Here is a 5,074-nt window from a genome sequence, read left to right as displayed (position 1 = left end):
TTATTAATCAAAGCAAATTTGGTGAATTTATGTTAAATTTTCTTAAATATATGTTTGTATAATTAATTATTTCTTTTTAATATAAAGTATTTTAAAAAGCTTACTTTATATTTGTTCGGAAAATATACTTTTTAAGTGATTTCACCTTTTTTACACGTGTTTAATAAGATAGTTATGTACTTTTAAATTATATAAGTTGCATGATTCGATAAATATTTCTTATTTATTAAGGAGTTTTTATAACCATATTTAAAATTAAAGCAAATTAGTCTATAATCTTTAATATCAAAAGAATTAAGGGGGATTTTTTCACTTATGCTTAAAAAAATTAATAAAATTTTAGTGGCCAATCGTGGCGAAATTGCGATTAGAATATTTAGAGCTTGCTCTGAATTGGGTATAAAAAGCGTTGGGATATATAGCAAAGAAGATAAATATTCTTTATTTAGAACTAAAGCTGATGAATCATATTTAATAGGAGAGGATAAAGGTCCTATCGATGCTTATTTAGATATAGATGGCATAATTGAGTTAGCCAAAAGTAAAAATGTAGATGCAATTCATCCTGGTTACGGATTTTTATCTGAAAATCCAGAGTTCGTAAAAAAATGTGAAGAAAACGGAATAATATTTATAGGTCCATCTGCTGAAATAATGAATATGATGGGAGATAAAATCAACTCAAAACAAATAGCTAAAGAAGCTAATGTTCCCACTATTCCAGGTATAGATGAGTCAATTAAAAGCATAGAAAGAGCTAAAGAAATAGCTAATACAATTGGTTATCCTATAATGCTTAAAGCTTCTAATGGCGGTGGCGGACGAGGTATGAGAATTGTATATAGCGAAGATAACTTAAATATAGAATACGAAACTGCATGTAGTGAATCAAGAAAAGCCTTTGGTGAAGATATTATATTTATAGAAAAATATATACCTAATCCAAAACATATAGAAGTTCAAATACTTGGAGATAAGTTTGGAAATATAGTTCATTTATATGAAAGAGATTGTTCAGTTCAAAGAAGACATCAAAAAATAATAGAATATGCTCCAGCATTTTCTCTATCTGATAAACTTAGAGAACAAATATGTACTAATGCTGTAAAAATAGCTAAACATGTTGGCTATGTAAATGCAGGTACATTAGAATTTTTAGTTGATGAAAATGAAAACTTCTACTTTATTGAAATGAATCCAAGAGTTCAAGTTGAACATACTGTAACAGAAATGATTACAGGTATAGATATAGTTCAAAGTCAAATATTAATAGCTCAAGGATATAAGCTAGAAGATGAACCTATAAACATAAAATCGCAAGAAGACATACAAGTAAGAGGATACTCTATCCAATGTAGAATAACTACAGAAGATCCTAAAAACAACTTTATGCCTGATACTGGCAAAATACAAGTTTATAGAACTGGTTCAGGTTTTGGTATAAGGTTAGATGGAGGAAACGGGTTTACAGGCTCTACAATAAGCCCTTACTACGATAGTTTGTTAGTTAAGACAATATCTTGGGATAGAACTTTTAAAGGAGCTATAAACAAAACAGTTCGTTCAATTAAAGAACTTAGAATTAGAGGTGTTAAAACAAATATAGGTTTCTTAGTTAATGTATTAAATAACCCAATTTTCTCACAAGGAAGCTGTAGTACAAAATTCATTGATGAAAATCCAGATTTATTTGAAATAAAAGAAAGCAAGGATAGAGGAACTAAGCTACTTCAATTTATAGGAAATACTATAGTAAATGAAAATAAGTGTTCTGAAAAACCTGAGTTTCAAACTATATATAATCCTAAATCAAGCAATACATTTGCTCCAAACGAAGGAAGTAAAATATTATTTGATAAACTAGGTAAAAAAGATTATTTAGAATCTATAAAAAAAGAGAAAAAACTACTTCTAACAGATACAACTATGAGAGATGCACATCAATCTCTTTTAGCAACAAGACTTAGAAGTTATGACTTACTCAAAGTTGCAAAGCCAACAAGTGAGCATATGAAAGATTTATTCTCTCTTGAAATGTGGGGAGGAGCAACTTACGACGTAGCATATAGATTTTTAAAAGAATCTCCATGGGTAAGACTTGAAAAGCTAAGAGAAGAAATTCCTAACATAATGTTTCAAATGCTATTTAGAGCATCTAATGGAGTTGGTTATAAAAACTATCCCGATAACGTTATAAAAGAATTCTTAAAAGAATCTGCAAATAAAGGAATTGATGTTTTTAGAATATTTGACTCTCTTAACTGGGTTGAAAATATGAAACCATCTATATATACAGCTCTTGAGACTGGTAAAATTGTTGAATCTACAATATGTTATACAGGAGATATTTTAGATCCAAATAAAACTAAGTATAATTTAGAGTATTACATTAATATGGCTAGACATTTAGAAGAATTAGGTTCTGACATTATATGTATAAAAGATATGGCAGGCCTTTTAAAACCATACGCTGCCTATACTCTTATAAAAGCATTAAAAGAAAATGTTAATACTCCTATCCACCTACACACTCATGATACAAGTGGTAATGGAGTTGCTACATGCTTAATGGCTTCTGAAGCTGGTGTTGACATTGTTGATGGAGCACTTGAAACAATGGCAGGACTTACTAGTCAGCCTTCATTAAATTCAATCGTAGAAGCTCTTAAAAATACAGAAAGAGATACTAAAATAGATTTATATGGATTTGAAGAGTTGGGCAATTACTATAAAGATTTACGTAATGTATACTCAAAATTTGAAAGTGATTTAAAAAATCCATCTGCTGAAATTTATAAATATGAAATTCCAGGTGGTCAATATACAAACTTAAAACCTCAAGCTGACAGTTTAGGTTTATCTGATAAGTTTGATCAAGTAAAAGAAAAATATAAAGAATCTAATGAAATATTAGGTAATATCATTAAAGTTACTCCATCATCTAAAGTTGTAGGTGATTTAGCAATATTTATGGTGAAAAATAAATTAGATAAAGATAATATAGTTTCAGAAGGGAAAAATCTTTCATTCCCAGACTCAGTTGTTGACTATTGTAGGGGTATGATAGGCCAACCTGAGGGAGGAATACCTAAGAATATTCAAAAGGTAGTACTAAAAGGAGAAACTCCTATAACAGTAAGACCTGGAGAATTAATTCCAAGTGAAGATTTTGAATCTGTAAAAAAACATCTGGATGAAAAATTTAGTATGGATTCTAATGTAAGAAATATATTAAGTTACACACTTTATCCTAATGTTTATGAAGATTATTTAAAACATTTACAGTTATATAATGATATTTCAAAACTTGAAAGTCATGTATATTTTTATGGTTTATCAATAGGGGAAGAATGTGAAGTAGAGATTGAAGAAGGAAAAGTATTAACTATAAAGTTAATAGAAATCGGGGATATAAAAGAGGACGGAAATAGAACTTTATCATTTGAACTAAATGGAATGATGAGAGATATAGAAGTTAGTGATACTCACTATAGTTCAAATATAAAAGATATCTTAAAAGCTGATATGAACAACCCTTTACAAATAGGTGCTAGCATTCCTGGAAAAGTTGTAAATATATTAGTTGAAGAAAACGAAGAAGTTAAAGAAAATCAACCACTTATAGTTATTGAAGCTATGAAAATGGAAACTGTTATAGTAGCTAAAACAAGTGGATGTGTTAAATCTATTTATGTAAGTCAAGATGAAATGGTAAAAGATAAACAATTACTAATAGATATGAAATAAAAATAAAAAGCTATATCAAGTTGACTGCAACTCCGTATAAATAGATAAGTTTTGCTCCCCAAATCAAAAACCCGATTTGAAAGGTCGCTAAAACTTATCTATTTATACTATGCTGACTTACTTGATATAGCTTTTTTATTTTATATTGTGTTGAATGAGAGTTCTACTTTAAATAAGTCTCCATCTATTTGAACCCCTAATTTACCACCTTGAAGTTGTACTAAGTCTCTAGCAATAGCTAGTCCAAGTCCGCTTCCCTCTGTATTTCTAGCTAAGTCTCCCCTTTTAAATCTTTCAAGTATTTCACTTGCTTCAAAGTTTAATTCGTATGCCGATATATTTTTCATAGAAACAAATACTTGATTTTCATTCACTACCATATCTACATACACTCTTGTATTTTCATGAGAGTATTTAGATATATTTACTAATAAATTTTCAAATACTCTATACATTCGTCTTCCATCACAATTTATATAAACAGGTTCTTTTGGGATATTTAATTTTAAACTCAAATTAGATTCTATTAATTTTTCTTCATTTTCGCCTATACTTTGTCTTAATAGTTGATTTAAATCCAACTTTTCAATGTTAAGATCAATATTTCCACTACTTGCTTTACTAGCCTCAAACAAATCTTCAATAAGATTTTTTAAACGTTTTGACTTATTGTCTAATATATTTATATAATCATTTAAGTGCTCAGGCTGTACATTTTCTTCTTTTTTTATTAAGTCAACATAATTGATTATTGATGTTAAAGGCGTTTTTAAATCATGACTTACATTTGTTATAAGCTCAGTTTTCATTCTTTCACTTTTTAAGGTTTCTTCTATTGCATTTTCTAGACCATCACTTAAATTGTTTATATTTTCTGCAAGAATAGTTAAGCTATTGTTATCTCTTAATTTTATTTTATGATTTATATCTCCATTTTTTATTTTTTCTGTACCTTCTATAATTTCATCAATATAAGCTAATCTGTTTATTGTATATCCAGTTACAATAAATAAAACTGACGATAGTAGAGTTAAAATAAACATAACTACTCTAAATGAAATTGAGTAAAATTGTACATTAAAAAACATAAGTATAAATGTTGTGCACATTAGTATTAATAAATCTAATAAAATTAATCTTTTTATTAAAGGTACTTTTTTCCCATAATTAATTGTATTTGTTATTACATTTGTAAAGAATTTTCCAAATCTATAAGTTATACTATTTTTTAAAATATTAGTCTTTCTATCTAAATTTATAAAACAACTTATCCAAATAAATACGAAACTTAAAAATATAAACTTTAAAATTACAGACCACCTAGAAC

Annotated in this window: 2 protein-coding genes; one reads left to right on the top strand and one right to left on the bottom strand. The window is 27.8% G+C overall.

What is annotated here, in order from left to right:
• The first annotated feature begins 315 nt into the window (after positions 1-315).
• Positions 316-3,747, top strand: coding sequence for a pyruvate carboxylase (locus RWY47_RS01780; protein WP_224170862.1), 3,432 nt, complete (start codon positions 316-318; stop codon positions 3,745-3,747).
• Between the two features lie 140 nt (positions 3,748-3,887).
• Here RWY47_RS01780 and RWY47_RS01775 read toward each other — a convergent pair.
• Positions 3,888-5,074: HAMP domain-containing sensor histidine kinase (locus tag RWY47_RS01775; protein ID WP_316030219.1), on the bottom strand; the 1,187-nt coding region annotated here is incomplete at its 5' end.

The sequence above is a fragment of the Paraclostridium sp. MRS3W1 genome, from assembly GCF_032465715.1.
GTDB lineage: Bacteria > Bacillota > Clostridia > Peptostreptococcales > Peptostreptococcaceae > Paraclostridium > Paraclostridium dentum.
This window is presented reverse-complemented; position numbering and strand designations above follow the sequence as displayed.

What these genes read in the sequence shown, in the direction of transcription:
- RWY47_RS01780 (WP_224170862.1), top strand. Translation starts at nt 316, where the DNA reads ATGCTTAAAAAAATTAATAAAATTTTAGTGGCCAATCGTGGCGAAATT.